This window comes from Deltaproteobacteria bacterium, from assembly GCA_016178705.1.
GTDB lineage: Bacteria > Desulfobacterota > Binatia > HRBIN30 > JACQVA1 > JACOST01.
In genome coordinates this window covers 1-26,635 of record JACOST010000012.1, presented here as the reverse complement: position 1 = coordinate 26,635, position 26,635 = coordinate 1, and the positions used below count along the sequence as shown (strand labels likewise).

Genomic DNA, 26,635 nt, shown 5'->3' with positions numbered 1-26,635 from the left:
TCGGGTCGCTGCACTACCTTGGTCATGGGAGCCTCCCTTCTTGGTGCAACAATCTTGCGGCCACGTTTGGCGTGTCCCGCGTGCACAAGGTGAGGCTCCCATCTTTCTCAGCTCACTCCAACCGAACACATGGTAACTCTGTGTCTCTGTGGTGATTCTCCTTCATGCTCCCGCTCGCCAATCTCCGCTTGCTCGATCTGTCGCGGCAACTGCCGGGCCCGTTCTGTTCGACGCTGCTGGCCGATCTCGGCATGGACACGCTGGTGATCGCGCAACCTGGCGATCCGTTCGGTACCGGCATTCCGTTTCTCGCGCGCAACAAACGCAGCATGACGCTCAATCTCAAGAGCGACGCCGGTCGCGACATTTTCTTTCGCCTGGCAGAGCGGGCTGACGTCGTGCTGGAAGGATTTCGCCCGGGCGTCACCAAACGCTTGGGGATCGACTACGCAACACTCAGCGCGCGCAATCCGCGCCTCATCTGCTGCTCGATCTCCGGCTATGGGCAGGACGGACCGTATCGCGATCGCGTCGGGCACGACGTGAACTATCTCGGCTTCGCCGGCGTGCTGCACTCCGTGGGCGAGGCCGAGCGGGCGCCAGTGATGCCGGGCGTCCAGATCGCCGACATCGGCGCCGGGTCACTGATGGCGGCGGTCGGCATTCTCACCGCGGTGATTGCGCGGCAGCACACCGGGCGCGGACAATGCATCGACATCGCCATGCTCGACGGCGCGTTCGCGTGGAACGTGTACAACCTGCTGCTGCGGCAACTCTCGGGTGCGAACCCGCGGCGCGGGCGCGAGCAACTCACCGGCGGTTACGCGTGTTACAACGTGTACGAAACACGCGACGGCCGCCACGTCACTGTCGGCGCCTACGAGCCGCACTTCTGGGCAACGCTCTGTCGCCACATGGGCCGCGACGATCTGATTCCTCTGCAATGGGACGAAGCGCGCCGCGAAGAAATCGTCGAATACTTCCGCGCAATCTTTCGCAAGAAGACCTTCGACGACTGGATGCGTGAACTCGGCGGCAAGGACATCTGCTTCGGCCCTGTCAACACGATCGACGAAGCGCTGCGCGATCCGCAACTGCGCCATCGCAACATGATCGTCGAGATGGACACACCGCTCGGCAAGATGGTGACACCGAACAGTCCCATCAAGCTGTCCGACACACCGCCGTCCCTGCGCACCCCGCCCGCGGCGTTCGGTGAACACACCGACGAGACGTTGGAGCAACTCGGCTTCGGGCAAGAACAGATCAAGCAGTTCCGAGAGCAGGGAATCGTTTGACCACCTCGTTGAATCATTCGACATGCTTCGAGACGCGCCTGTCGGCGCTCCTCAGCATGAGCGGTTCTCTCCTTCCGCCACAATACTTTCCCGCTCGTCCTGAGGAGGCGCGCAGCGCCGTCTCGAAGGGCGCCACCCGCTTCGACCGGTCGTGAAGAGCACCGCGCTCCTTCCGCAATCGTCGCAGGGTGTGTTAGTCACACCGTGCGATACCAAACCCGATGCGTTGCCCATCCTGCCACCACGACAACCGCGCGGAGCGTCGCTTCTGCGCGGAATGCGGGGCCACGCTCGCCGCGCGGTGCGGCGCGTGCGGGGCATCGAACGAGCCCGGCGAGAAGTTCTGCGGCGGCTGCGGCGCTTCGCTAGTTGGCAGTAGGCAGACAACAGTAGGCAGTTCCGATTCCGTTCCGTCCCTAACAACCAACAACCTAACAACTAACAGCCTCTCCCGATCGAGACTGGCAGCCGGCGACTGGCTGCTGCTCGGTACGCTGCTGCCCGTCTGCGTGTTCGGCATCGTCATGACCGTGGTTCACGGCGTCCGCGGCGACTTCGTGATCGCCCCGTTCTTCGTGTCGTCGGCGCCGGACGAGCAGTCGTATCCGACGGTGTACCGACTTCTGTCGTCCCCGAGCGCGGAGGCGAGCCCGCTCGCTGTGGGAGACCGTCTGCTGCGCCTGGAGGGGAGCGACCTTCGTGGCGTGTCCAACGCCGGATTCATACTGCGCTGGTCGCAAGTGGCGCAGGCCGGTGCCCGCTCCCTGCTGTTGACGATCGAACGCGGCAGCGTGCGCTCCGACGTGCGCGTGCCACTCGTCCCGGGGTATTTCTTCCCAGGGAATCCTTGGTGGGCAACGCTCCCGTTCATCGTCGGCACCGTTGGCACCGCGCTGCTCCTGCTGGTGCGCGCCGCCCACTGGCACCTCGCGCGGCGTTGGTACGTGGCGAGCCTGCTTTTGGCGTTCTCTTTCACGCCTTACTTTTCTATCTCGACCGCGCCTTGGGCCGAACTCATCATTGATATGCTCGTTCTTCCGCTGAGCTCGGGGCTCCTTCTCTGGAACCTCAACGAGTTCCTCCCAGGCCTGCGGCTATGGGGTCGCGGACAGCGAGCGGTGGCCTGGGCACTCACGCTCCTAATGTCAGCGTCGTTCGCGGCCTTTTTCTGGTTGCCCGATGCGGGGCTGGCGGCGTTTTCGATGGAGGCGCTCGTAATGAGTGGCTTCATCGTCGCAGACCTCGTGGCGCTCACGCGCGTATACCAGCGCGCGGACCTTCTCGGGCGCCGGCAGATCAAATGGGTGGTCTATGGCTCCTACGTGGGCTTGTTGCCGGTCGGCCTCTTCAACGCCGTCGTCGCGCTGGGCGTCGTCCCCGAGTGGATAGGCGTACTCTTTGCTGTTGCGATCATCGCCGTGGTGGCGATACCGCTCGGTGTCCTTGTCGCGATCGCCTTCTACCAGTTTCTCGACATCGACCGGCTGTTCAGTGCGACGCTGTCGTACAGCGTGCTGGCGATCCTCGGCCTGGCCCTCGTGCTCGGCGTGATGCCGGCTGCTTCGCGCGCCGCCAGCGACGCCCTCGGGCTCGCACCGGCCTACGGGCAGATCCTGTTCGCGTTCGCCCTCGCGGCGATAGTCGTGCCGGCGCAGCGGCTCGTGCGGCCGCGGATCGACCGACTCCTCTTCCCGCAACGCCTCGCCCTCGAACAGGGCTTCGAGCATCTGCTCACGGCGATCTCGGGCTGTGCCGACATGCGGGAGCTGACGCGCCTGGTTGGCGAGCGCCTCGATACGCTGCTGCAGCCGGCGGCCGCCGTCGTATACGCCCGTGCTGGTGACGTGTTCACGCCGCTGGCGGTGCGCGGTCGCACGGCCCCGCCCGCCTTCGCTGTGCAGAGCACGCTGATCACGGCGCTCCAGGAGCGCACGGCGCCGTTGGCCGCCGAACGCTGGACGGCGCGCCAGTCGACCTCCCTCACGCCCTTCGAGCGTGCCGCGATCGAGACCCTCGAGGTCGCGTTGCTGGTGCCGTTTCGCCGCGGGGCTGATCTCATCGCCTTTTCGTGTCTCGGACCGAAGCGCTCCGGCGACATCTACACGCCGACCGACCTCGCCTGGCTCGGCGCCGTCGCGGGCAAGGTCTCGGACCGCCTGCTCGCGCTCGACGCCACCGCCGTGGCGGAGCAGGCGCGCGCCATGCAGGAGGCGCTGCGCCGCTACGTGCCCGGCGCGGTCGCCGCGCGCCTGGCCAGCGGCCAGGACATCGAGGCCGGTGAGCGCGAGGTGACGGTGCTGTTCGTGGACATCCGCGGTTATACCGGCTTCTCCGAAGCGCGCGAGGCGGAGGAGATCTTCCACACCGTCAATCGCTACACCGAGATGGTGTCGCAGGTGGTACGGGCGCGCGGTGGCAGCGTCGTCGAGTTCCACGGCGACGGGTTGCTGGCCGTCTTCGGCGCCCCGGACGAGATGGCGATGAAGGAGCGCGCCGCGGTGCAGGTTGGCTGCGAGATCATTGCCGGGATGGCGGCGATGGCGCCGCCGAGCAATCGGCCCACGCTCTCGGTCGGAGTGGGGATCGCCACCGGGCCGGCGTTTGTCGGCAACATCCAATCGTCGGATCGCTTCATCTGGACGGTGATTGGCGACACCGTCAACCTCGCCGCGCGCTTGCAGAGCATGACGCGCGAACTCAATGCCGCCGTCGCCATCGACGACACCACCTATCGCCGCGCCGGCCGGGAGACCTGCGCACAGTTCGTGCGCCATGCGGATCTGGCCATTCGCGGCCGCGCGCAGGCCGAGACGGTGTACGTCTTGCCGTTGTAACGAGAAGTCGCGACGCGATTTGCGCGGACGTGATCGTTGATGCTCCGCGTTCAAAGAACACCTCCACCCTCACCCTCCTCCGCGGCGGGTGATGCCGCAGAGGAGGGGACCGGAGCGTGTCGACATCGCACGAGTGAGTTCCCTCCTCTGCGAACATTCCCGTGAGCGGAGGAGGGTCAGGGAGGAGGCTGTCCGAATCCGCCGACTCATTGTCGCCGCGGCCCGGCCGTCAAATGCCGCCCCTACTTCCCGAACCGCCGCTTGCGTTGATCGAAGGAGCGCAGCGCGCGGAGAAAATCAATGCGACGGAACGCGGGCCAGTAGGTGTCGCAGAAGTAGAACTCGCTGTACACGCTTTGCCACAGCAGAAAGCCGCCGATGCGGACTTCGCCGCTGGTGCGAATGATCAGGTCGGGATCGGGCAGGCCGGAGGTGTAGAGATACGGATCGACGGCGGTCGGCAGCAAGCCGTCGGCGACCTCGGCGAGCGAATGACCCGACTGCGCTTGATCGTGCAAGTAGCGCCGAAACGCGTCGGTGATCTCCTCGCGTCCGCCGTACGCGATCGCCACGTTGAGCACGAAGTCCTCGTAGTGCGCGGTCGCCGCTTGCGCCGCATCGATCGCGGCTTGCAGACTCGCCGGCAACCGTTCGTAACTGCCGATGTAGCGCACCTTGACGCGATAGCGGTGAATCTCTTCGTGATCGACGATCTCGTGGAATTTGGCCTCGAACAATTCGAACAGCCCGCGCAACTCGGCTTCGTCACGCGCGAAGTTGTCGAGCGAGAGCGCCCACACCGTCATCACGCCGATGTCGAAGTCGCGGCACCACTTGAGCACGTCGTAGAGGTGGCGGGCGCCGTGCGCGTGGCCCTCGCTGAGATCGGTGAAACCATACTGGCGCGCGTAGCGCCGATTGCCGTCCATGATGACGCCGATGTGTTGCGGCTTGCGCCACGTCGCCGCCTCTTGGCTCAGGCGGTATTCGTAGAGCGCGTAGAACGGCCACTTGACGACATCCTTGAACACTTGCCACGCAGCACCCGGCCACGCGGCGAGCGTGGGCAGCACGCGCGCCGGGCGGGCAACCGGTTGAGTTACGCCAACGGCCATCGACAACTCCTCACTGACATGGTCCCGACGCTAGCACGCGCCGGAGTGCTCCACCATCAACGAAATGCCGGGATGACGTGCTCGCCGAACAACTCGATCGAGCGCATCACCTTGTCGGGGGCGATATTGTACGGCTGCATCAGGCACAGCAACTGATCGCAGCCGGCGTCGCGATAGCGTTTCGCCACGCGAATGCAGTGGTCAGGATCACCGACGATGATCGCATCCATGTCGTTCAGCAGATCAAAGGAGAAGCTCTCGAGGTTCAGGTCCTTCAGTCCCTTGGTGTAGTCGTACGAACCCAACTCGCGTCCTTCTTGCCACGCAGCAAGCGAGCCGATCAGCTCGATGCTCTTCTTGAAGTACCACAGCACCGACTCCTCCGCGTTCTTGCGCGCCTCGGCGGTGGTCTCGGCGCAATGCACCATGGTGAAAGCAGCGGCGCGATTGTTGACGAACTTGCCGGCCGGCCTCGCCGTCTTCAGCGCCTCGCGATACAGCCCAATGCGAAACGCCAACTCGTCGGGCGGCACGCCGATGGTGAACGACAGCAGCCCCAAGCCCTTCTGCCCGCACACCTCGTGACCCTGCGGACTACTGGTCGCCATCCAGATCGGCGGGTGCGGCTGCTGAATCGGTTTCGGATGCACGCGTCGGGGCGGCACTTTGAAATACTTCCCTTGCCACGAGAACTCGTCGGTGGTCCACGCGCCGATCACCACGTCGAGCGCCTCGTCCCACAGCTCGCGCGTTTCCAGCGGATCGATGCCGAAACCTTCCAGCTCGGCGCGAGTCGACGAACGCCCGGTGCCGAACTCCAAGCGGCCGTCGCAGATGATGTCGAGCGCCGCGCCCATTTCGGCGACGCGAATGGGATGGTTGTACGGAAACGGCAGCAGACGCACGCCGTGGCCGATCTTGATGCGCTTGGTCAGGGCGGCCACCGCGCCGTAGAGCACCTCGGGTGCGGAGCAGTGCGAGAACTCGCTGAGGAAGTGATGCTCGACGGTCCAGAAGTGCGAGAAGCCCAACGCGTCGCCGCGCACGGCTTGCTTGATCACGTTGTGATAGGCGTCGTATTCGCTACGCGCATGCCACGGCGCGGCGACTGGAATTTCATAGAACAAACCAAAATCGAATCCCATTACGATCTCCTCTTCGTCTTCGAACTCACGCAGGAACGAACGTTTGTTCTTTAATTCAAAAAAATGCAAGATCGCGCCGATTGAAAGGAAGGATCTCATGGCTCTCGACCCGCAAGCCCGCGCCCTGCTCGACCAGATCGCCGCGATGGGCGGCAAGCCGCTCAACGAGTTACCGGTCGCCGAAGCGCGCATAGCCTTCACCGCGCTCGCCGCGATGCAGGGCGCGCCGGAAGCCGTCGCGAAGGTGGAAGACCGCACGCTGCCCGGTCCCGTCGGCGGAATCCCCGTGCGCATCTACACGCCTGCGGACAGTGGCACGTTGCCGGTGTTGGTGTACTTCCACGGCGGCGGCTGGGTGATCGGCAGCATCGCAACCTACGACGTGCTATGCCGGGCGCTCGCCAACGCCGCCGGCTGCATCGTCGTGTCGGTCGACTATCGGCTCGCTCCCGAGCATCCGTATCCCGCCGCGGTCGACGACACCTATCACGCTGCGCTGTGGGTCGCCGCCAACGCCGCCAGCATCGGCGCCGATGCATCACGGGTGGCGATCGGTGGCGACAGCGCTGGCGGCAATCTCACCGCGGTGGTCGCGCAAATCGCGCGCGATCGCGGCAAGCCCGCACTCAAGTTCCAACTGCTCGTCTATCCGGTCACCGATGCGGCGTGCGACACGCCGTCGTATCGCGACAATGCCGACGGCTATCTGCTCACCCGCGACGCGATGAAATGGTTCTGGAATCACTACGCCGGTGGCGATGCCGATCGACACAACCCGTACGCCTCGCCGCTGCGCGCGGAGAACATGAAGGGCTTGCCTCCCGCGCTGGTGATCACCGCCGAGTTCGATCCACTGCGCGACGAGGGCGAACGCTACGCCGAGCGTCTGCGCGCCGCCGGCGTGCCGGTGCAACTGACGCGCTACAACGGCATGATCCACGGCTTCTTCGGCATGAGCGCGATGCTGGATCAAGGCAAGACGGCCATCCAACAAGCCGCGAGCGCGCTGCGCGCGGCCTTCGGCGGGAAATAATCGCCTGCATTGTTCACCGGAGGATTCCCATGCGAGTCGTCGACGCCGACGCCCACATCATCGAAGGCCGCGAACTGATGGCGGAGCTGATGCAACGGTTTCCCGACAAGATCAGCTTCGCCGAATCGATGGAAGACGGGTCCGCGCTGGTGATCGAGGGCCGGCGCTATCCGCAAGCGACGGGACCGGGCGCCGGCTGCCGCGCCGAGGAAGGCATGTGCCTCGATCGCGGCGCGAATCCGTTCACGCCCGAGGGCGTGCTGAAGGACGCCGACATCGAGGGCATCGAGCAGATGGTGTTCTTCCCCAGCGCGGCGCTTGGTTTGCCGGCGTTCACCGATCAGACATTCGCCGCCGAAGTCGCGCGCCGCTACAATCATTGGTTGGCGCAGTACTGCCAGCACAATCCGCAGCGGCTATTCGGCGTGGCCCTGGTGCCGATCGAAAGCATTGCCGAGTCGATCGCCATCATGCGCGAAGCCAAGCAGCTCGGCCTGGTCGCCACGATGATCCCGGCAGTGCTGCGGACGCGCAACCTCGATCATCCCGATCTTGAACCGTTCTACAGCGCGGCGGCGGATCTCGCCATGCCGCTCGGCATTCACGGCGCGCCGGGGATTCATCTGCCCAACCTCGGCTCGCACCGGTTCGACAACTATCTCCAAGTCCACTGCGTCAGCTTCCCGTTCGACATGATGGTGGCGTCGACGGCGCTGATTCTTGGCGGCGTGTTGGAACGGCATCCGAAGCTGCGCGTCGCCTTGCTCGAATCGGGCGTCGGTTGGGTGCCATACTTCATGGAGCGCATGCACGAGCACCTCGAAAAACGCGGCCGGTTGACGCCGGCGTGCAAACACAGGCCCGAGGAATACATCGCTCGTGGTCAGATCTACGTGAGCTGCGAGCCGGAGGAAGCGAGCGTGCCATTGGCGGTCGAGACGCTGGGCGCGAATTTCATCATGTACGCCAGCGACTACCCGCACTGGGACGGCGACTTCCCCAACTCGACCAAGCCGCTGCGCCAGCGCACCGACATCACCCCCGCGGTGAAGGCCCGCATCATGGGCGAAAACGCACGCACGCTGTACGGCTTGCCGGCGTGAGGCCGCAGCCGACTGCATTCCGTTCAATCCGTGTAATCCGTTCAATCCGTTGTAACCTCATGTCCGGTCCTGTCGTCGGACGCGAATCGCGACTTGAGTCGCACCGCGTGCTCGGAGTATCACCGCCGCATGCCGGCACGTTTCGATTTACTCGTCCTTGATCTCGACGGCACGTTGGTCGACAGCGAAGCTCTGCTGGTAGGGCGGGTCAACGAGACGGTGGCTGCGCACGGGTTCGCGTGCGCCGATCCCGGCGCGGTGGCCGCCACCATCGGACTGCCACTTGACGAGGTGTTTCGTCGCGCGCTCCCCTCGGCGAGCGCTCCCACGATTCAAGCGCTGTGCGTGCACTACCGCGAGCATGCGGATCGGCCCGATTTCGTTCGCCAGTTCAATCTGTTTCCGCGGGTCACCGAGACGCTGCTCGCCTTGCGCACCGCCGGCGCGCGGCTGGTGATCGGCACGAGCAAAGGTCGCGCAACCACGGTGGACATCGCCCAGCATTGCGGCATCGCCGAGCTGATCGACGACTTCATCGGTGGCGACTGCGTCACGCGCGGCAAACCGCACCCGGAGATGGTCGAGTATGCGCGGGCGCGCTTTGCAGCGCCCGCCGCGCGCACCTTGATGGTCGGCGATACCTCGTTCGACATCACCATGGGTCAAGCGGCGGGCGTCGCGACCTGCGCGGTGACCTACGGCATGCACGCGGCTGAGGCGCTGCGCGCGCTGCGGCCGGACTTCGTCATCGATGTCTTCGCGCAACTGACGGGAATCGTGAGTTGTGAAACGTGAGTCGTGGCTTGCCCGACCGCTCACGATTTACGCGTCACGACTCACGGCCCACGACTTGACGAGTCCAGCGCCGCCAGGAATGATCACACTATGAGCATACTTCCGGACATCCGTTCCCGAACAACACGGTTACCCAAGTCAGCTTGGCGACAGAATATCGAATCGATCAGCCTGGCTATCCTGCTGGCCCTGGTCGTGCGCTCGTCGGTCGTGCAAGCCTTCTGGGTGCCGTCGGGCTCGATGCTGCCGACGATCCAGATCGGCGATCACCTGTTCGTCAACAAGCTGGCGTACGACCTGCGCCTGCCGCTGGTCGGCACCAAGCTGATGAGCACGGGATCGCTGCACCGCAACGATATCGTCGTGTTCGTCTCACCGAACGATCCTGAGACGGACCTGATCAAGCGCGTGATCGCGGTCGGCGGCGACACGGTGGAGATGCGCGAGAAGCACCTCTTCGTCAACGGTCAGCCGGTCGACGATGCGCACGCGCACTTCGTCGACCCGCGCGCGCAGAACACGCCGCGCGACACCTTCGCCCCGATCACCGTACCGCCAGGCAAGTTCTTCGTCCTCGGCGACAACCGCGACCAGAGCTACGACAGCCGCTACTGGGGCTTCGCCGACGTGGAGAGCGTGAAGGGCCGCGCCACCTTCATTTACTTCTCGTGGGACTCGAAGACCTGTTGGCCAAGCTGGGGCCGACTCGCCTGCTGGCCGTCGTGGAATCGCGTCGGGCATATGCTCGATTGAGGTCGTGATTCGTGTTCGTGAGTCGTGACTCGTCGGAGGGAGGGCATCGGCTTGCCAACCGAACACGAGTCACGAGCACGACTCACGATCCCCCCTTGCATCTCGCCGACACACTTGCGAGACTCGTGCGTCCCAAATCATCCCCCTCGCTGAGAAGGAGAAGTGAACATGCCCATGCGTGAAGCCGTCATCGTTGCCACTGCGCGGACCGCACTCGCCAAGTCGTTCCGCGGCTCGTTCAACCTGACTCGCCCCGACGACATGGCCGCCCATTGCGTCAAAGCCGTGGTCAAGCAGACACCGCAACTCGATCCGGCGGAGATCGAGGACGTCGTCATGGGGACCGGCTTTCCGGAGGGCCCGCAGGGCTTCAACGTTGGCCGCAACGTGGCGGTGATGGCCGGGCTGCCGATCACGGTACCGGGTGTCACGGTGAGCCGATTTTGCTCGTCGGGCCTCAACGCGGTCATGGTGGCAGCGCACATGGTGCAAGCCGAAGGCGCCGAAGCGGTCATCGGCGGTGGGCTCGAGTCGATCACCATGATGCAGAACGACTTCAACAAGAAGAACCTGTTCAACCCGTGGATGATGGATCACAAGAAGGAGATCTACATCCCGATGGGACTGACGGCGGAGATCGTCGCCGATCGCTACAAGGTCAGCCGTGAGAAGCAGGACGAGCTGGCCCTCGCCTCGCAGCAGCGCACCGCGGCATTTCAGAAGACCGGCAAAGACAAGGACGAGATCGTGCCGATGACCGTGACGATGGAAGTCGTCGACAAGGCCAGCGGCACGAAGTCCACCAAACAGGTCACCGTTGATCGCGACGAGTGCAACCGCCCACAGACGACAGCGGAGGGGCTCGCCAACCTCCCCGGCGCGTTCAAGGAAGGTGGCAGCGTGACCGCGGGCAACTCGTCGCAGTTTTCCGACGGGGCATCAGCGACGCTGATCATGTCAGCCGAGCGCGCGCAGAAACTCGGCATCAAGCCGCTGGGTTATTTCCGTGGTTGCGTCTTCGCCGCCTGCGAACCGGACGAAATGGGTATCGGTCCCGTGTTCGCGATTCCCAAGCTGCTCAAGCAGCACGGATTGAAGATCGACGACATCGACCTGGTCGAGCTCAACGAGGCGTTCGCGTCGCAAGCCGCGTACTGCCGCGATCGGCTCGGCATCGACCCGGCGAAGTACAACGTCAATGGCGGCTCGATTTCCATCGGTCATCCCTACGGCATGACCGGGTCGCGCATGACCGGCACGTTGTTGTTGGAACTGCGCCGCCAGAAGAAGCGCTGGGGCATCGTCAGCATGTGCATCGGCGGTGGCATGGGCGCTGCCGGCCTGTTCGAAGCGATCAACTAGTCTCGGAAAGGTCCGAGGGTTCCCTTGAACCCTCGGACCTCGACTCCTGCCTTCGTGCCCTTCGCCAATCCCTCTGACGATCAGATTCGCGCGCTGTTGTCGCGGCGCTTGCGCGTAGCGGTCGTCGGCTGTTCGCCCGATCCATCGCGAGACAGTCATCGCATCGCCCGCTTGTTGATCGACCGCGGGCACCGGGTGTTTCCCGTCAATCCGCGCGCATCCGGTGAGCTTCTCGGGCTGCCGGTCTATGCCGAGTTGCGGGAGATTGGCGAGCCGGTCGATATGGTCGACATCTTTCGTCGCTCCGATCAGGTCGGACCAATCGTCAACGACGCCGTCGCGATCGGTGCGAAGGTGATTTGGATGCAGCTCGACGTGATCGACGAAGCGGCGGCGGCCCGCGCGCAGCAGGCGGGGCTCACGGTCGTGATGGATCGTTGCCCGGCGATCGAGTATCGGCGGCTGTTCGCCGGGTAGGGTAGTATCTCGCAATCGGGTTTACGGATCGGCTGATGCAAGACTGGGAGGGCGAGGCTTCCGCCGAGCCGCATGGTGTGAGCCGAACGGCTCGCCGGAAGGCTCGCCCTCCCGTCTCGGATCAGAACTAACTCGCTAGCACCACCGGGTCGGACGCAAGGAGATCTCCACCATGGAATGGGAGCTACTCAACGCGGAAGAGGTGATTCGCTGCCATGTGTTCACGCTGCGCCGGCACCGCAGTCGCTCGCCGCTCACCGGGGAGGCGCATGACTTCGATGTGATCGAAACGCGCGATTGGGTCAACGTCGTTCCGATCACGCCGGACGGGCAGCTCGTGCTCATTCGTCAGTTCCGCCACGGCATCGGTGCGGTGACGTTGGAAACGCCCGGCGGCATCACCGATCCGGAAGACCCGTCGCCAGCACACGCCGCCGCGCGCGAGCTACGCGAGGAGACCGGCTACGTCAGCAAACAGTTGGAGCCGCTCGGGATCGTCCATCCGAATCCGGCGATTCAGACCAATCGCTTGCACATCTTTCTCGCGCGCGATGCGCGCTTGGAGGCAGCGCCCGCGTGGGACGGGACGGAGGAGATCGCGGTGGAGTTGGTGCCGGTGGCGCAGCTGCCGGCGCTCATCAGCGGCGGAGCGATCACGCATGCGTTGGCGGTGACGGCCTTGCTGTTGGCGCAAGCGCGCCTGTGAGGCGCGCGGCGCGATCGAGAACCGACCGCGCCGCGCGACATCGCACTACTTCTTGCGTCTACTTCTTCGACGCGAGTTCGTCGTCGATGATCGCCTTGAACTGAGCGGCCGGTTGCGCGCCACTCAGCAAGCGACCGTTGATCAGGAACGCCGGCGTGCCGTTCACGCCCACGGTGGTGCCTTCCTGCTGATCGGCCTTCACTTGCGCGAGCGTCTTTTGATTATCGATGCAATCGGTGAGCGCCGCCTTGTCCACTCCGTCGCCCACCGCCGTCAGCACCTTCTCCTTGAGGTTCTGCGCAGTGATGTCCTTCTGATTTTGGAAGAGGTAGTTGTAGACCTTCCAAAATGCTTCGGGGTTCTGCTTGAACGCGCACTCGGCGGCCACCGCCGCCGGTTCGGCCCAGGGGTGGATGCTCTGCAACGGGAAGTTCTTGAACACCAGCCGCACCTTGCCTTCGTATTCCTTCATCACTTCGTTTTCGAGCGTGTTGTAGCCGCGCGAGCAGAACGGGCACTGGAAGTCAGAATACTCGACAATGGTGACCTTGGCATCGGCCGGGCCACGACTCGGGCGATCCTTCAGCGAGATCTTCTTCGCCACTGCCTCGAACGGATTGACGGTGATATCTTCGACCGCGGCAAACACGACATAGCGGCCGTCGTTGGACATCAGGAACGGCTGCTTCTGGTTGTTGGTACCACTGGTCATCTCGATGACGCCTTCCTTGGCGCCCTTGATCTTCGAGTCTTTCACATCGACGACCTTCGCCGTCACCGCGGGTGGCAGGTTCGCCTTCTTGCGGAAATACTCGGCGACCTTGTCGCCGTCGTCAGCCACGACCACGACCGGGGCCAGGGTGGCCAGCGTCCAAACAAGCGCAATCGTCATCGCGCGGAGTGCAATCTTCATGAGGTGACTCCTCCCTTATGGGGCAACGTATTGACCCAGTAATGTAATGGCGGCCAAGCTGCCAGCGTTTCTCCGCAACGTCAACCCCGGCGGGCTGGAATGCCCGCGATCACGGGCACAGGAGCAGTTCGGGCACAAGGCACGAGTCAAATGTCTGGTCAACGCTTCCGTCGTTGTTGCTGTCGATGCCGACCCCACCGCCGTCGAGATAGACGACACGCTCTTGCGCGGTTGACGACATTGCGCGCAGCACGCCGCCTTGAAAACAGAGAGTCCCGAAGCGCGAGAGCATCGGCGTCAATGTGGCCAACGTCACCTGCTCGCCGAGGCAGTTCGACGTCACGCCGCCGTTCAATTGCACCTCGGTCGGGTTGAGGGTCGCGTCCTGACTGAAGACGAAGGTATCGAACGTCGCGACAAACTGTTCACCGCTCGCGAGTTCGGTGAATTGCGCCGAGTCGTTGAACGTCAGCGCGTACTTGAGCGGGATGCAATTCACATTGAACGCTTCGATCAGCACGTGGACCGCGGTGTTGCTGAAGTCGACACTCGCCCCACGCCCGTCCGGCAATTGCGTGCGCAGACCGCCACTCAACGTCAAGTCGGCGGCCGTGATGAAACAACTCCCTTCAAAGTTCGGGGTCGCCACGATACCCGACAGATCGGCGGTGACGGTCAGAGTCGACTGACCCTCGTGCGCGAACTCGACGTGCAGCTTCGCGGTGGCAGCGATCGGCGGCAGCACGACGCACCCGCCGCCGCTGCCGCTCAAGCTGATCGATCCCGTGAGCTTGGCGACGCCGTCGGGCGTATTGATGACGCAGCCGTCGGGATCGAACACGAACTGAATGATCACCCCGCCGGGCCCGTTCGGCACGCACTGGCGCATCACCGTCCCACCACCGGGACATGCGCCGGCCGCGCCGCCATCGCTCGCCGCTAACCCTAGCGCAGCGGAACTTCCGCCGAGCTGAAAGCCGGTGGCGATCGCGGTGATCACGGCGGGGATCGCGCCGAACGCGTCGGCCGCGATCGCCGCGTGCCCAGCAACCGCGCGCGCCAGTTGCCCCGGGGTGACAGGCGCCGTGGTCGCCGTCGCGGTCGCTGTGAGTGCGACCGTGAGAGATGGCGATGGTGTTCGCGTCGGCCCTCCATTATCGGTGGTTACGGTTGCGCTCGCCGTCGGCGTCGCGGTCGCAGTGCCGGTGGGCGTCGGCACCGGCACGCAGCCGAGGAGCGCCGCGTTCACACCGCGGATCAATTCGTCGACAGTGACATCGTTGCTGTGATCGGTATCGAACGACGGACAGCGGGAGAGCGGGGCAACGCCGAGCGCGACATTGACGCCGATGATCAGTTCCTCGACCGTGACTGAGCCGTCGTCGCCGCAGTCGCCGATGCACGGCCCGAGCGTTGGCCGCAGCGTCGGCGTCGCGCAGATCGCGCCGCAGCTATCCGAACAATTGCCGGAGCAGAAGGGTACTTCGCCCGCGCCGCACAGGAGCGGCGTGCACGTTGGCGGCGGTGTCTTCGTCGCGGTCGGCGTGGGAGTCAAGGTCTGGCTCGGCGTTGAGCTCGGGCTCGGACCGGCGTTTTCGTCGGCGAAGTTGAAATTGATGTTCGTGGTGTCGGGCCCGGATACCACCGCATTGGCCGGCGGCGCGTTCTTGTTGTTGTAGATTTCGAATGGTTCACCGAGATCGTATTGGAAGTTGCCGTTCACGTCGAAGAAGGCCATCAGGTAGTACGTGCCGATAACGAGGTCCCCGATGAAGTCGTAGCGGCCGCCGTTGCTGTCGAGTTCCGCTTCTTGGTCTCGATCGGGTGATTGGGTCAGTGCGGGATCGACAAACCGCTGCACGATCAGTTTGTGATTCGAATCAATCTGACCGAGCGTGCCGGAATATGTGACGGTCCCAGCGACGCCGGGAAGGCGCCCGGTGTCGTTGAATGTGATGGCCAGTCCGGAGCGCGGCAAGGTGAGCGGATCGGCGGGAAGATGAAACCGGCCATTGTAGATTTGGAACGGCTCGCCCACGTTGACGTTGTTGTCTTGACCATTCGGTACCACGTCCAAGACGATGGCGAGGTAGTAGTCGCCCGCACTCGGCGCGTGCAAGGTGAAGTTTCCCGGGTTGGTGGTGACGGTCGTCTGGTCGACATCGTCACTATGAAAGCTGGAATCACTCGACAAGATGAGGGTGATCGGACGTGATGCCGACACCGGCCCGCGACTGCCGGTGTAGTGAACCGTGCCGGTGAGGAGTACGTTGCCGGCGGACGGATCGCCGAAGTTGAAGTCGATGTGGGTTTGGCTCGTGCTCGCCACCACCGAATCAGCCGGCGTTGAGGTCTTGCCGTTGTAGATCTGAAACGGCTCTTCGGCATCGAGCTGTTGGTTCCCGTTCACATCGAAGTAGGCACACAGGTAGCGCGGCGTATGATCGAAGATGATGAGGTCATAGCGGCCGGGGTTGCTGCTGGTCTTCGCCTCGCCACCGGCGTCGCCTGGGATCGTCAAATCGGCGTCCGCAAAAACGTCCACCCGCAGACGCGTGGAATCCGAAACCGTGCCCAGGTGGCCGGTGTAGGTGATCGTTCCGGCGATACCGGGGATGCCGCCGGTGTCGTTGAACTGCAACGCGAGGCCGGTGCGCGGCGCGACGATCGGGTCGCCGGGAAAACTGGTCCGGTTGTTGTAGATGCTGGCCGGCTCACCCACGTTGGCTTCGCCGTCACCGTTGAGGTCGAGCACGAACGCAAGGTAGTACGTCCCGGCGGCCACGTCATAGTTGAAGCTGCCGCCGTTGGTGGTGACAGAGAAATGCTGTGGGTCTTCGTCGCCGGGCGAGGGAGTGGTGAACAGGAACAACACAATCGGTGTGCTGCTCGATACCGTGCCGCGCGATCCGTTGTAGCGCACCGTACCCGACAGCGGCGCCGCGTGCGCGCGGGAGGCGCCGACGACGAACGCGACGATCACAAACCATCGGGTGAAACTTTGCACACGGCCGGCCATCACTCTCCTCCTCTGCAGCCTAACGCAATCGCCAACAACCATAGCAACAGCACTCCCGCGTTGACAGACCGGCGGCCATCCCCATATCGTCGCGCATGCCGATCACATCGAGCCCCGACACCCCGTTGTAGATGCGCGCGCTCCAGATCATCCGCCGAATCGTTCAGCGCCTTCTCGCCGCCGTGGCGCTGCTACTCATCGCCGCAATTCTCGCAGGCGGTGCGGCCGCGTACCTGACCGGTCGCGGCAGCAGCCTCACCTTCTTGAAGGTCGTGGTCACGCGGCTGGGAATCCTCTTCGACGGCCAGCGCACGGAAAATCTCACGATCGACGCCGACCTGTCGCCCGACAATCATCGGCTGGCTGCGCACGCGCGGCTCACGCTGCGCAGCACCAGCGCAGCTCGGCAACGTTTCTATTTTCTGCTCAACCCCGGTCTGACGATCCGCCGGGCGCAGCTTGCGAACCGCGCACCGGCTTCACGAGTCTATCAATTGTGGATGGTGACCGTCGTCGATGTTGGGCAACCGGTGGCGGTGAATGACACGGTCGAATTGGATCTCGACTACGATGGTGACCCGACCGCGAGCGCCCTCGGTGCTAGCGACGCGCTGTGCGACGCGCGCGACGTGCTGCTGCCCGTCGATCAGTTCTGGTACCCAAACGACGTGCAGAGCTTCTTCAACGCCGACGTGACGGTCACGCTGCCGGCGCGGCTCACGCTCGTCCACAACGGCCATGAGCTGTCGCGTGCCGAGCGTGGCGACCGCCAGCGCGTCCATTGGCGCAGCGAGCGACCACTAGCGGGGATGGCGCTGGTCGCAGGGCCGTATCAGCGCACCGCCGCCGCCATTGACGGTACCGCGGTGCAGCTCTTCACCGCTGACGACGTCGCGCTCGACAGTCCCCTCGCCCTGCACGATGCCGCCGACGCCAATGCCGCGCTCACGCAGCGCTTCGGCCCGTCGGGCTTTCCGCAGCTCACCACGTTCGTCACCCGCCGCTTGCGGCGGGCGTTCAACGACGGTTCCGGATTGATGGGCGTGCCGTTGCGCTCCTTCCGGCGCGGCGACTACGGGTCGCACACCGTCGCCCATGAGATCGCGCACAACTGGTGGGGCAGCACGGTCGCCGAAAAGTGGCTCACCCCCGGCAGCGGCGGCGAGTGGATCGTCGAAGGCTTCGCCGAGTATTCCAGCTTGCTCGTCAGCGAAGCGCGGTGGGGACGGGACGCGCTGACGCGGAGCATGGCTGAGGAGTTTTTCGACCCGGCTCGTCAAGGTGTGGTCGCCAACATGTCGGTCCTCGACAACGCGTTCGCCGAGGCTAGTGCGCGCGACACCATCTACAAGAAGGGCGCGTACGTCGCCACGATGCTGCGCACTGTCCTCGGCGATCAAGCGATGGAAGCGGCGCTGCGCCAGTTCATCGAGCGCTTCCGCTATCGCCAGGCCAGCGATTCGGATCTTGAAGCCGTCATCAAAGAAAGCAGCGGGCAGGATGTCGCTCCATTTTTCGCCGACTGGGTCCGTTCCGACAAACTCGCCGACCTGACCTTGGAGCCATCGGGCACCAATCAGGTGGATGTCGCGAACCGCGGCGAGGCGATGGTGGCGAGTACACTTCCCCTATGGGTGTTAAGCGATGGCGCGGCGGCGCCCGAGCAGCACGCGGCGCGAGTCGGCGAGACCGTCGCACTGCCGAGTGCCGGGGCGATCGCCATACTCGATCCGCAACTCACGTGGGCCGACATGCTGCGCTTCAACAATCGCACGCCGCGGCTGGCGCCGCCGCGTTTCGTCACCACTAACGCGCGCGGGGAGGTACTGATCACCAGCGGTGAACCCAACCCGGGCGCTCCGGCAACGCTCGCGTTGCGCACCGCGGACGGCAAGCCAATCCATTCGTGGGAGTTCGAGCGCGGCGTGGTCGAGGCGCCGATGTTCTCGGTCGACGGCAGTCGCATCGTCGTCAGCTCGCTCGAAGCCACCGGCGATTGGCCGGCCATCATCGCGCTCAACGCCGTCGACGGCAGTCGGAGCGTCATCGGCGATGGCAGCAGTCCGGCCTTCGGGCGCAACGGCGACATCATCGCCACGAACGGCGAGCGCCTGCTGCGCTTTGACGCGCACGGCCGACACACGCTCTGCCACCAGCGCGGGCAGCGCCTCGAGTCGTCGTCGCCGTCCCCATCCGGTCGTTGGATTGCGTACGTGACCGCGCGCGGGACCCGCATTGACCTCCGCGTCTGCGACGACACCGGCGCGATGGATCGGTCGCTGCTCACGTGGGATCGCGATCGTGTGCTCCTACGTTGGGCAGCGGACGAGTCGCGGGTATACGCGGTGATTGGCGGCAACTGGGATTGGCAGATCTGGGACATCCCGCTCGACCAAGCCCCGGTGCGGGTGCTGGTCCGCGATGCTGCCGCCATCCGCGATCTCGCCCTCAACCCCGACGGTTCGCAGCTCGCGTTCGCCGCCGCGCCGTCACTGTCGCGGCCGCTGCTGTCGCATCAGCTATTTGTGCTCGATCTCAAGAGCGGCCGTGCGCGCGTGCTCGATGCCGACCACGATGTGCGGCAACTGGCGTGGGAAGGTAGCGATGCGTTGCTCGCCATCACGGCGTCCAACGACACGCCCATAGTGATTCCGGAATCCCGCGCGCTGCGCCGCGTTCACCTCAGCAACGGCAGCAGCGAAACCCTAGACACGAAGTACTCTGGTTCATGAGTTCGGCAGCGTATCAACGTATCGAGGAAGGAAGCAGAGTTACCGTTCGCCCTGAGGAGGCCCCATCTTTTCGGGGCCGTCTCGAAGGGGCGCCACCGGCTTAACCCAATCATCGGAAAGGCGTACGGCGCTGCGCCAGCGCTGATATCTCGGCCCAGTCACCGCTGATCAGCGCTTCCTTTTTCTTGCGGGTCCATCCTTTGATTTGGAGTTCGGCAGCGAGAGCTTCCTCGCGTGAGAGAAACTCCTGCGTGAAGACGACTCGAACGGGACGGCGAGTTGATGTGTATCCCCGCAGCTCGCCCCTCTCGTGTTCGGAGATGCGCTTCTCCAGGTCGTCTGTGTGCCCGACGTAGTAGGACTGGTCTGCGCATTGGAGCATATAGACCCAGAAGGCCATCGATGCAGTTTTCGGCGATGGTGTGTCCTGAGTGCAAGGCGGAGGCGCCCTTCGAGACGCCGCCAAAAGACGGCGGCTCCTCAGGGCGAACGGAAAGTGCCACCGTTCAAAACGAAAGTTGCCGGGTCTATGCCGGAAGTACCAAGCCGTGCGACCGCTTCGCGACTGCCCACCGCCTACTGTTTCCCGTCACGCGCCTTCGCGCGAGCGAGCGACGTTCGGGTTCGGCTCGGGCGGCAGATTGAGCACCTCGTGGGGAAAGAGGTCGACCATGTACTCGACGACGTTGCGCATGGCGATGATCCCGACCGGCCGATTCGCGGCATCGACTAACGGAATGTGCCGGAACCCGCCGACCACCATTTTGTTGAGGGCATAGGCGATGCGGGCATCGATCGACAACGTTTCGGGCGCCGCGGTCATCACGCTCTCGACTGTGCGGCGGTCGATATCGATTCCACTGGTGGCGACTTTCTTGAGCACGTCGCGCTCGGTGAAGATGCCGACGAGCCGGCCGTCGCGTTCGATCAGCACGCACCCGACGCCGTCATCGTTCATGCGCTCGATGGCCTCCCGCACGCTCGCAGTCGGCGGCAGGTTAATCGCCGACCGTAACGTGGCCAAAGCACGAATGGGTTTACTCAGGATTGCCGTCCCCAGCGCCCGCGCCTCCTCCACCCGTTCTGCGGCAATCGCTTCTTCTTCAAGGATAGCCTCTTCATTCATCTTCGCCTCCTGGGGCAGAACGTAAGGCCACCATAGCACAGACGCACTGCCGGTTGACACTGTGGCGCGCGCGCGCCAAAAGCTCCGCGGTACCCCGCATGAATCAGGACAAACAAGCAGAACTCGAAGCGGCCCTGACGCTGATGCCGCGCATCATCCGCGACAAACTCGACCGCGTCGGCATCAAGCTCCACCTCAAGGAGTGGCAAGCCTTCAGCCTGCGTGAACGCACGCAGCTGCGCGACGCGCCGTGTGAGAGCGCGAGCGATCTGGTCGCGTATGCTGCCATGGTTGAAGCGTTGGTGCTCCGCTGTACCGGGAGGCAACCCGATCGCCTGGCGAGCAGTCAAGCATGATGGACGCTCAGATCGAGACGCACGCCCAGACATCAACAGCGGGCGATGTGCTCGCGGCCGGATCGGTCGCGACGCCGTTCGGTGAATTGTACCTCGCGACCTCGGCCGACGGCGTTCGCTACGTCAGACTGCCCGGCGCCGCCGCCCGTCATTTCAAACAGTGGCTGGCCGACCATGCGGCCACGGTCATCAGCGACAGTCCGCTGCTGCGCCAAGCGCGGACCGAACTCGCCGAATACTTCGCCGGATCGCGGCGCGAGTTCTCGCTGCCGCTCGATTTGCGCGGGACCGAGTTTCAATGCCGCGTCTGGCACGCGTTGGTACGCGTCGCCTACGGCACGACCACCTCCTACGGCGCGATCGCGCGGGCGATCGGTGAACCCGGCAAGTCACGCCCGGTCGGCGCCGCCAACGGCGCGAATCCGGCGGCGATCATCGTCCCGTGTCACCGCATCATCGGCGCTGATGGCTCACTCACCGGTTACGGCGGCGGGTTGCCGATGAAGTTGTGGTTGCTCAAACACGAGGGAGCATTGATCGCATGAAGTCGGTCGTGCGCATTGCCAACGCCGGCGGCTACTGGGGCGATGATCCGGAAGCGCTCTACCGTCAGGTTGCGGGCGGGCCGGTCGACTACGTCACCTCGGACTTCCTCGCCGAGATCACCATGGTGATCTTGCACCGCCAGCGCGCGCGCAATCCGAAAGCGGGGTTCGCCTACGACTTCATTCAGCAACTCAAGCCCGCCCTGCAGCTCATTGCCGAGCGCGGCATCACCGTGATCGTCAACGCCGGCGGCATCAATCCGCACGGCTGCGCGGACGCGGTGGCCGCCGTGTGTCGTGAGGCGGGCATCGCGTTACCGATCGGGGTCGTCAGCGGCGACAACATCCTCGATCGTCTCGACGAGTTGGAAACCCACGGCGCGACGCTCGACCATATGGATGGCGTCCGCCCGTACGCCGAGATTCGCGGCAAGATCGTCGCCGCCAACGTCTACCTCGGCGCCAAGCCGGTGGTGGAGGCGCTCAAGCGCGGCGCGCGCATTATCATCACCGGCCGCACGACGGATGCGGCGCTAATTCTTGCGCCGCTGGTGCATGAGTTCGGCTGGCAGTGGGACGACTGGGATCGCATCGCCGCCGGCATCGTCGCCGGGCACATTCTCGAGTGCGGCGCGCAAGCCACCGGCGGCAACTTCACCGACTGGCAATCGCTGCCGTCGATGCTCGACATGGGCTATCCGATCGTCGAAGCCGCAGCCGACGGCTCGTTCGTCGTCACCAAACATCCAAACACCGGCGGTGCGGTGACCTGTGCGACGGTCACCGAGCAACTGCTCTACGAGATCGGCGATCCAACCGCATATCTGACCCCCGACGTCAGCACCGACTTCACCTCGCTGCATCTCGCCTCCGACGGAACCGATCGGGTGCGGGTGAGCGGTGTGCACGGCACACCGCCGCCGAGCACGCTGAAGGCATCAGTCGTGTACAGCGACGGATTCAAATCCGTCGGCACCGCGTTGCTGTCGGGGCCGAACGTGGTCGCCAAAGCCACGCGGATGAGCGAGATGATCTTCCACCGCCTCGGTGTCAATTTTGCCGAGCGCCGGATCGATTTCGTTGGCTACCGTGGCTGTTGGGGCAACGCGGCACCTGATGTGGAACCGAACGAGGTCGTGTTGCGCATCGGTGTGCGCGATGCGGATCGGCGCAAGTTAGAGCGCTTCTCGATCAACTTTCTCGGTTTTGGACTGCAATCTCCGCCCGGGTTTGGCATCTTTGGCGGACGGCCAGACGTGCAGGAGGCATTGGGGTTTTGGCCCGCGCGCGTACCGCGCGATTTGGTCAATGCCGAGGTGACGGTCCTCGACGGAGAGCGGCGCGAGCAGCTCGCGGTACCGATGGCACTGGCGGGTGCCGGAACCTCTCGCGCTCCTGGCGCGACTCCCTCCGAAACATCCGGCGCAGTGCGAGGACCGACGCAACCCGCGAAACTCTCGGCCATCGCCTACGCGCGCTCCGGCGACAAGGGCGATCACGCCAACGTCGGCGTGGCGGCGCGGTCGGACGCGGCGTTTACCTTCCTCCGCGCAACCCTCACACCCGAGCGGGTGAAGCAGTACTTCGCCGATCTCGTGCGCGGCGATGTCGTGCGCTACGAGCTGCCGAACCTGCGCGCCTTCAACTTCGTGCTCCACAACGCGCTCGGTGGTGGCGGCACACTCTCGTTGCGCGTCGATCATCAGGGCAAGACCCTCGCGCAGGGTCTGCTGCAGATGTCCCTCGACGTTCCCGCGGCTGTGCTGAGCGGCAAGTAGATCTGATGTTCGACGAAGGGATGTGAAGCGTCATGATCGCAGGACAAGACAACAAGGCGCTGTCGGTCGCGTGTGCCGCCTGCGGCAAGGAGTTCCCCACGCAGCGCCACATGAACGCGCCGGAGATCACCGGCTACCCCGTGCGCGTGCGCGGGGTGTGGCGGAGTGTGCCGTTGTGCCGGACGTGCGTGGAGAAGGGCGTGAAGGCCGAGGACGTCATCAGCAAGCCGGCGGTGTGAACTGCAGCCGCATTCCCCGCTCCCCGGCGTGGGAGCGGGTCGACCAGGAGGTCAATCGATGAGTACCGAGAACGAGAACGTCGTACGCAAGTTCTGCGCAGCATTCGCCCGCCGCAACATTCAAGAGCTGCTGAGCTTCTTCGCCGAGGATGCCGTGTACCACAACGTGCCGGTCGAGCCGGTGCACGGACACGACGGCATCCGCAACACGTTCGAGATGTTCGTCGCCCCGGCGGAGAAGATCGAGTTCGAAATTCTTCACATGTCCTCGGTTGACGACATAGTGATGAACGAGCGCATCGACCGTTTCCTCATCGCCGGCCGGCAGGTCGCGTTGCCGGTCGCCGGAGTGTTCGTAATCCGCAACGGCAAGATCGCCGCGTGGCGCGACTACTTCGACATGCAGATGTTCATGAAGCAGTCGGGGATGGCGTGACATCGTGGCTCGTGAGATCGTGAGTCGTGAAGCGTGAGTCGTGAGTCGTTGGAGAGCTGTTCATCCGACTCACGAATCACGGCTCACGAGTCACGTTGTCTCAGATCGCCTCCACCGCCGCTGCTCGCCCGGCGGCGCTGGCGCGATAGCACGCATCGGCAATCGCCACCGCGCGCAATCCCTCTTCGAGTGGAATCGGCATCGCCCGACCCGCCCGCAAGGCGGCGGCGAAATCGCGCACGACGTCGGGGACCGTTTGCGTCGCGGGCGCAATCTCGAGCGGCGTCATCGTCGTCCCTTCGATGCGATAGGCGCGGCGCAGGACGTGATCCCCGGCGAGCTGCGCGCGTTCGCCGGCCACTTCGATGCCGCCGCAGCGGCTCTGCGTGGCGCGCGAGCCCACCGCCGACGCCAGCACGCGCCCGCCGTGCATCGCGATCACCGCGCTGAAGTTGTCCTCCGTGCGTTGCGTAACCACGCGGGTCATCTCGCAACTGACGCGCGCCGCTTCGAGGCCCGTCAGCACGCGGATCAGGTCGAACATGTGCACGCCGGTGTGCAGCGCCATGCCCCCGCCGGACACGGCGGGGTCGTCTATCCACGCTAACGGCGATTGCTCAAAGCGCTGGCTGACCCGCACGGAGTGAATCGCGCCGATCGACGGCAGCGCCTGGCGGATGGTGTGCACGACCGCGTTGTAGCGCAGTGTCTGCGCCACCATAACGGGCACGTTCTTGGGTCGGGTGAGCGCGAGGAGATCGCGTCCCATCGCCAGCGACACAGCAGCCGGCTTTTCCAGCAGGATGGCGCGGCCGAACTCGGCGGCGGCGACGACGATCTCGCGATGCAAGGTGGGCGGCACCACCACGATCACCGCATCGAGGTCGGGCGCCGCGATCAACTCTCGGTAGTCGGTGTAGGCACGACACCCGAACTCAGCCGCCAACTCTGCCGCCTTCGCCGCATCCCGACGCGCAAGGCCCACGAGTTGGACTTCCGCTGTCAGATCATCACGGATGTGACGGGCGTAGCGCTGCCCGTGTTTGCCGACGCCGATCAGTCCGACACGCAACCGAGTCATGAGAGGCGAATGTGCCGCGCGCGGCAGGGTTTCGCAAGCCGACTGCAGCCGCGTTGTTGAGCTACCGAGAGGGGCGCAGACGGGAAAGGGCCATCTGCATTGGCAGGATTTCCCGGGTCAGCGGATTGAGCATCAAGCCGAGCGTTTCGAGGGTCACGGCTCCGAGCAGCGCGCCGTCGCGCTCTTCGCCCAACACGACGGGCGATGTGGCGGCGTTGTCGCGGATCTCGAAACGACACTCGGAAACTCCGCGTTCGATTGGCGTACCGTCCGCCAACGTGAACTCCACTTGGCGCTCCGGTTTGAGTCGCAACGCCCGCCAGGTTTCCGCAGGAAGCACGGAGTAGATGGCGCCCGAATCAACGAGGAACCGCAGATCATGAGTTCGTCCGCGGCCGTCAGATCGTCGCAGCCGCGCGTGCACATACGTGACGCCCATGGCCGTCACGGTAGAGCAGGGACTCGGAGGGGTCAACCAAATCCGCCCGATAAGCCGAACGAGGCTGTAGAAAACCGCTTGGCGGTGCGGCAATCATGGCCCGAGCTGCCGAGCTGGAGCGGGCGCTCGGCTGTGGCCGCGCACGTTGAGTGCACGTTGCCGTCTTGGTCGCGGTGACCCCAAGGGCGACGGCCGGCGGCCGTCAGATGCAGTGGCGGGTTGGGCAGCGCCCGGAGTAGAGCCGAAGGGAAGGTCATGCTGCCCCTCCAAGACCGTTGCCCGTGCAACCCCAAGCTTGTGAAAGTCTTCTGGCGACCTGAGGCTTACGAAGCGATGCACCGGGCCGAGGTGCACCGCTACTGGCTTTCCTTGTGCCAAGAGATTGTGGACGTTCTCAAGGGTTCCGCGGCTCTTCCCATCCCAAAGCATGAACCCATAGGAGGCATCCTTGGCCATCTGTGCGTCTTTCACGGAGTAGAGGTCGAACCCCCGAGCGCCCCTGGGTGCGTCCACGGAGCGAACCTCCCAATGTCCAACGTTGTTGCGGAGCAGTCCGGTCACTGCATACACGACGACCCGCTCATATCCGCGGTCTGCCAGATGCTGCTGGAGCGCGCGGTCTGCGCCATTCGCATCACCAACTACCATCCAGAGGCCTCGGTCAAGGAGTTCATCAAGCTTCGACCGAATAGCTTCATTCAGACGAGGGATACGCCGAGACCCACCAAGAAAAACCGCTTCCATGATCAGCTCCGGGTTCGAGTCAACGCCAGTACGAAGACCGCAGCAGCGCTCCCCACTTCCTTCAAGAGACACGCGGTTGCATTGAGAGTAGCTCCAGACTGATAGAGATCATCCAGAAGTAGGATACGTCGGCCCCTCGAAGCATCTGCATCGACCGCGTGCGCCCCACCAAGCAACTCGAGACGTTTCGCGTATTCGACGTTCTTGAGTTCCGGCGTCTCTTTGACCTTGCGCACGCTTCGCTTGTCGACCGGAACGTTCAGAAGCCTTCCGATCTCGTCGGCGATCTGGAACAGCGGCTGAACCGCTCGATTCTTGCTGGGTGGTGCCGGAACGATCAAATCGATCCCCGGATTCCAGTTCCGCAGGAAGTCGGCCGCAGCCTGTGCGATCGCCACAATGGAGGATTGATCACCCTTGTACTTAAGCCTGTAGAGCAGTTCGCCCAGTTCGGTTCGCGTCGAGTTGTGGGTTCCGGAAATTCTGACCGGTCTTTTCCGGAAACTCTGGCCGGTTTGTCAGCGTGATCGTTGTTTGAATTCGAAGAGTCAAGCGGCGGTAGGTGACGGGTACGGTACGACGGACCGTCAAGCACCAGGAGGCGGC

Annotated in this window: 24 protein-coding genes; 15 read left to right on the top strand and 9 right to left on the bottom strand. The window is 64.3% G+C overall.

The annotated features are described in order from the left end of the window. The first annotated feature begins 164 nt into the window (after positions 1–164). Complete coding sequence (locus HYR72_07395) at positions 165–1,298, top strand: CoA transferase (GenBank protein ID MBI1814785.1); 1,134 nt, start codon at positions 165–167, stop codon at positions 1,296–1,298. A 221-nt stretch (positions 1,299–1,519) separates the two neighbouring features. After that, the gene (locus HYR72_07390) at positions 1,520–4,132 is read left to right on the top strand and encodes a zinc ribbon domain-containing protein (protein MBI1814784.1); all 2,613 of its coding nucleotides are present in this window, start codon (positions 1,520–1,522) and stop codon (positions 4,130–4,132) included. 242 nt (positions 4,133–4,374) lie between these two features. On the opposite strand, the gene uppS is transcribed toward HYR72_07390, so the two are convergent. Continuing rightward, positions 4,375–5,247, bottom strand: coding sequence for a di-trans,poly-cis-decaprenylcistransferase (uppS, locus tag HYR72_07385; GenBank protein ID MBI1814783.1), 873 nt, complete (start codon positions 5,245–5,247; stop codon positions 4,375–4,377). A gap of 56 nt (positions 5,248–5,303) precedes the next feature. Then, on the bottom strand, positions 5,304–6,392 hold the full coding sequence (locus HYR72_07380) for an LLM class flavin-dependent oxidoreductase (protein MBI1814782.1): 1,089 nt from the start codon (positions 6,390–6,392) through the stop codon (positions 5,304–5,306). A gap of 97 nt (positions 6,393–6,489) precedes the next feature. Here HYR72_07380 and HYR72_07375 point away from each other — a divergent pair, with 97 nt between their 5' ends. From HYR72_07375 to HYR72_07345, 7 genes are all read left to right on the top strand, one after another. Next, positions 6,490–7,425 (top strand): alpha/beta hydrolase, encoded by a 936-nt coding sequence (locus HYR72_07375; protein MBI1814781.1) that lies wholly within the window; start codon positions 6,490–6,492, stop codon positions 7,423–7,425. 29 nt (positions 7,426–7,454) lie between these two features. Next, complete coding sequence (locus HYR72_07370; protein ID MBI1814780.1) at positions 7,455–8,528, top strand: amidohydrolase; 1,074 nt, start codon at positions 7,455–7,457, stop codon at positions 8,526–8,528. A gap of 129 nt (positions 8,529–8,657) precedes the next feature. After that, positions 8,658–9,323, top strand: a complete 666-nt coding sequence (locus tag HYR72_07365; GenBank protein ID MBI1814779.1) for an HAD-IA family hydrolase — start codon at positions 8,658–8,660, stop codon at positions 9,321–9,323. 90 nt (positions 9,324–9,413) lie between these two features. Further along, a complete protein-coding gene (lepB, locus tag HYR72_07360; protein MBI1814778.1) occupies positions 9,414–10,076 on the top strand; it encodes a signal peptidase I in 663 nt (220 codons plus the stop codon). A 174-nt stretch (positions 10,077–10,250) separates the two neighbouring features. After that, the gene (locus tag HYR72_07355; GenBank protein MBI1814777.1) at positions 10,251–11,438 is read left to right on the top strand and encodes an acetyl-CoA C-acyltransferase; all 1,188 of its coding nucleotides are present in this window, start codon (positions 10,251–10,253) and stop codon (positions 11,436–11,438) included. 54 nt (positions 11,439–11,492) lie between these two features. Next, positions 11,493–11,915 (top strand): CoA-binding protein, encoded by a 423-nt coding sequence (locus HYR72_07350; protein MBI1814776.1) that lies wholly within the window; start codon positions 11,493–11,495, stop codon positions 11,913–11,915. A gap of 172 nt (positions 11,916–12,087) precedes the next feature. Further along, complete coding sequence (locus HYR72_07345; protein MBI1814775.1) at positions 12,088–12,621, top strand: NUDIX hydrolase; 534 nt, start codon at positions 12,088–12,090, stop codon at positions 12,619–12,621. Between the two features lie 58 nt (positions 12,622–12,679). Here the strand turns inward: HYR72_07345 and HYR72_07340 are convergent, their stop codons facing one another. After that, positions 12,680–13,534, bottom strand: a complete 855-nt coding sequence (locus HYR72_07340) for a DsbA family protein (GenBank protein MBI1814774.1) — start codon at positions 13,532–13,534, stop codon at positions 12,680–12,682. Between the two features lie 109 nt (positions 13,535–13,643). After that, positions 13,644–16,553: a hypothetical protein gene (locus tag HYR72_07335; GenBank protein MBI1814773.1), complete on the bottom strand. Its 2,910-nt coding sequence runs from the start codon at positions 16,551–16,553 to the stop codon at positions 13,644–13,646. Positions 16,554–16,684: 131 nt separating this feature from the next. On the opposite strand from HYR72_07335, the gene HYR72_07330 reads away from it, so the two are divergent. Next, entirely contained in the window at positions 16,685–19,285 is a 2,601-nt protein-coding gene (locus tag HYR72_07330; GenBank protein MBI1814772.1) for a hypothetical protein, read from the top strand. Between the two features lie 109 nt (positions 19,286–19,394). On the opposite strand, the gene HYR72_07325 is transcribed toward HYR72_07330, so the two are convergent. Together HYR72_07325 and HYR72_07320 are read right to left on the bottom strand one after the other, a co-directional pair. After that, positions 19,395–19,685, bottom strand: coding sequence for a GIY-YIG nuclease family protein (locus HYR72_07325; protein MBI1814771.1), 291 nt, complete (start codon positions 19,683–19,685; stop codon positions 19,395–19,397). A gap of 189 nt (positions 19,686–19,874) precedes the next feature. Next, positions 19,875–20,411: a CBS domain-containing protein gene (locus HYR72_07320; GenBank protein MBI1814770.1), complete on the bottom strand. Its 537-nt coding sequence runs from the start codon at positions 20,409–20,411 to the stop codon at positions 19,875–19,877. 98 nt (positions 20,412–20,509) lie between these two features. Between HYR72_07320 and HYR72_07315 the strand changes: the two genes are divergently transcribed. Genes HYR72_07315 through HYR72_07295 form a run of 5 tightly spaced genes read left to right on the top strand, consistent with a single transcriptional unit; the run spans position 20,510 to position 23,765 of the window. Continuing rightward, positions 20,510–20,767 carry a hypothetical protein gene (locus HYR72_07315; GenBank protein MBI1814769.1) on the top strand — a complete coding sequence of 86 codons (258 nt, stop codon included), beginning with the start codon at positions 20,510–20,512 and terminating at the stop codon, positions 20,765–20,767. Next, positions 20,764–21,312, top strand: coding sequence for a methylated-DNA--[protein]-cysteine S-methyltransferase (locus tag HYR72_07310; GenBank protein MBI1814768.1), 549 nt, complete (start codon positions 20,764–20,766; stop codon positions 21,310–21,312). Before HYR72_07315 ends, HYR72_07310 begins: the two co-directional genes overlap by 4 nt. Then, on the top strand, positions 21,309–23,090 hold the full coding sequence (locus HYR72_07305; GenBank protein ID MBI1814767.1) for a DUF1446 domain-containing protein: 1,782 nt from the start codon (positions 21,309–21,311) through the stop codon (positions 23,088–23,090). Before HYR72_07310 ends, HYR72_07305 begins: the two co-directional genes overlap by 4 nt. Positions 23,091–23,122: 32 nt before the next feature. Further along, positions 23,123–23,329 (top strand): hypothetical protein, encoded by a 207-nt coding sequence (locus HYR72_07300; GenBank protein ID MBI1814766.1) that lies wholly within the window; start codon positions 23,123–23,125, stop codon positions 23,327–23,329. Between the two features lie 58 nt (positions 23,330–23,387). After that, on the top strand, positions 23,388–23,765 hold the full coding sequence (locus tag HYR72_07295; GenBank protein MBI1814765.1) for a nuclear transport factor 2 family protein: 378 nt from the start codon (positions 23,388–23,390) through the stop codon (positions 23,763–23,765). 100 nt (positions 23,766–23,865) lie between these two features. On the opposite strand, the gene HYR72_07290 is transcribed toward HYR72_07295, so the two are convergent. The 3 genes from HYR72_07290 to HYR72_07280 all read right to left on the bottom strand — a co-directional run bounded on the left by HYR72_07290 (position 23,866) and on the right by HYR72_07280 (position 26,427). Continuing rightward, complete coding sequence (locus tag HYR72_07290) at positions 23,866–24,846, bottom strand: Gfo/Idh/MocA family oxidoreductase (protein MBI1814764.1); 981 nt, start codon at positions 24,844–24,846, stop codon at positions 23,866–23,868. A gap of 61 nt (positions 24,847–24,907) precedes the next feature. Then, positions 24,908–25,285 (bottom strand): aspartyl protease family protein, encoded by a 378-nt coding sequence (locus HYR72_07285; GenBank protein MBI1814763.1) that lies wholly within the window; start codon positions 25,283–25,285, stop codon positions 24,908–24,910. 746 nt (positions 25,286–26,031) lie between these two features. Continuing rightward, positions 26,032–26,427 (bottom strand): ComF family protein, encoded by a 396-nt coding sequence (locus tag HYR72_07280; protein MBI1814762.1) that lies wholly within the window; start codon positions 26,425–26,427, stop codon positions 26,032–26,034. Positions 26,428–26,635: the final 208 nt, after the last annotated feature.